This window comes from Dietzia sp. HMSC21D01, from assembly GCF_001815995.1.
GTDB lineage: Bacteria > Actinomycetota > Actinomycetes > Mycobacteriales > Mycobacteriaceae > Dietzia > Dietzia cinnamea.
On sequence record NZ_KV823742.1, the window covers coordinates 1 to 1,716 of the forward strand.

The window sequence follows — 1,716 nt, forward strand, 5'->3', positions numbered from 1 at the left end:
GGTCGTCGGTGGCCGGTGGCCCGCCGAACTCGTCGCGGGCGCACGCCGGGGTGTCGGACTCCCCCGAGCTGCTCTGGTCGCGCACGCTGGGCGCCCCGGCGATCGGGGTGGCCTCCTCCGACGGGATCGGCACGTCGTTCCAGGCGACGGTCTCCGAGCGCGGCTGCAACCTCTTCGCCCTGACCGCCGACGACGGCCGCAAGCGGTGGTGCTCGCGTATGCCGACGGACGGCCCGCGCATCACGGCGACGGTCGACGGGCGCGGTTCGCTGTTCGTCCCGGCGTACGGCGGGGTCGCGGCGGTGGCCGCCGAGGGCGAGAACCGGTGGTTCGCCGCCACCCGCGGCGTGCCGACCACCGTGACGTTGATGGACAACCGCCACCTGCTGCTCGTCTCCCACCTCGGGGTCGCGCGTGTCGTCAACGCCCACACGGGTCTGGACGCCACCCCCGAGCTGCGTCTCACCGGTGACGTCGTGACGGACGATCCGGCCTACGGTCTGCCGTGGTGCGCCACCGGCGCGCGGGGGTGTCCGGTGCCGGCGACCGCGGCCGTGGACACCGACGCGGCCACGGCGTACCTCACCGCGTGGACGCCGGGCGCGGCGGAGCCGGAGCTGGTCGCCGTGCGGTTGGTCGGTGGCGACGCGCCCGCCCTGGAGGTCCTGTGGCGCGTCCCCCTGGCCGAGGGTCGGCTGGGCGTGCCGGTGGTCCTGTCGGGTGACCGGGACGAGGTCTACGTGCACGCCGCGGACGGCGCCCTCGCCGCGTACCGGGCGGCCGACGGCGCCGAACTGTGGTCGGTGCCGATCGGGTACCGCCCGGACGCCTCGCCGGCGTTGCTGCCCGACGGCACCCTCGTCACCGCGGGCCGCACGACGACCGTGTGGAGGGGTCCCGACGACGAGCACGACGACGACGCGGGCCCGGCGCCCGTGGTGGCCGTCCGCCCGGTCGACGGGACCGGCCGCGAGGTCTGGCGCCGGGACGATCTGCAGCAGCTCACCAACCCTGCCGCGACCCCGGACGGGCAGGTGATCGTGGCCGTGCGCGCGGGCGGTGGCGGCGGCGAGCCCGGCATCGCCGTACACGTGCTCGACGGCGGCGACGGGCGGACCGTCCACCGGCTCGAGGTGCCCGCGGCGTCGGGTCCCGTGTCGGGGCTCAGCGTCGATTCGGACGGTCGGATCGCGTTGACGACCGCGATGGGCGCGGTCTACATGTTCGGCTGATCCCCGGTGGCCCGGGTCCGGGGCCCGCACACGAACACCACGGCCGACGTGCCGATGCGGGTGACCACCAGCGCGAGCGGCCGCGACCCCGACAGCGACAGCGAGCGACGCAGCACGTCCGGGTCGGTGTCGACGCCGCGCACGAGGATCTCCAGCGACCCGCAGTCCCGCGCGCGCAGGGCGCGACGCAGCTGCTTGCGGTCCAGCCGACACCGCTCGAGCACCTCGAACCCGCGGTGGCCCGGAGGGATCCCCGGGCCGGTCAGGTGCGCGATCCGCGGGTCGAGCTGACGGAGCCCGTGTCTGCGGGCCCAGTGCCGCACGAGCCCCGCCCGGACGACCGCCCCGTCCGGGTCCACGATGAACCGCTCGGGGTCGGGGTGGGCGGCGACCTCGTCGTCGTCGCCGTCGGTCACCTCCTCCACGTGCACGGCGACACCGTCCGCGGTCAGGCGCGCCGGTCCCCACGGGCCCGGCGCCCCGG

General features: G+C 76.4%; 1 protein-coding gene and 1 pseudogene. One reads left to right on the top strand and one right to left on the bottom strand.

Annotation, left to right across the window (positions count from 1 at the left end; genetic code table 11):
* Positions 1-1,232, top strand: a 1,232-nt coding sequence (locus HMPREF3086_RS03005) for an outer membrane protein assembly factor BamB family protein (protein WP_070720110.1), incomplete at its 5' end; no start/stop codon positions are given.
* Here HMPREF3086_RS03005 and HMPREF3086_RS03010 read toward each other — a convergent pair.
* Positions 1,217-1,716 (bottom strand): annotated as a pseudogene (locus HMPREF3086_RS03010) (class I SAM-dependent methyltransferase); the annotation flags it as partial. The gene HMPREF3086_RS03005 and the pseudogene HMPREF3086_RS03010 sit on opposite strands and share 16 nt — an antisense overlap.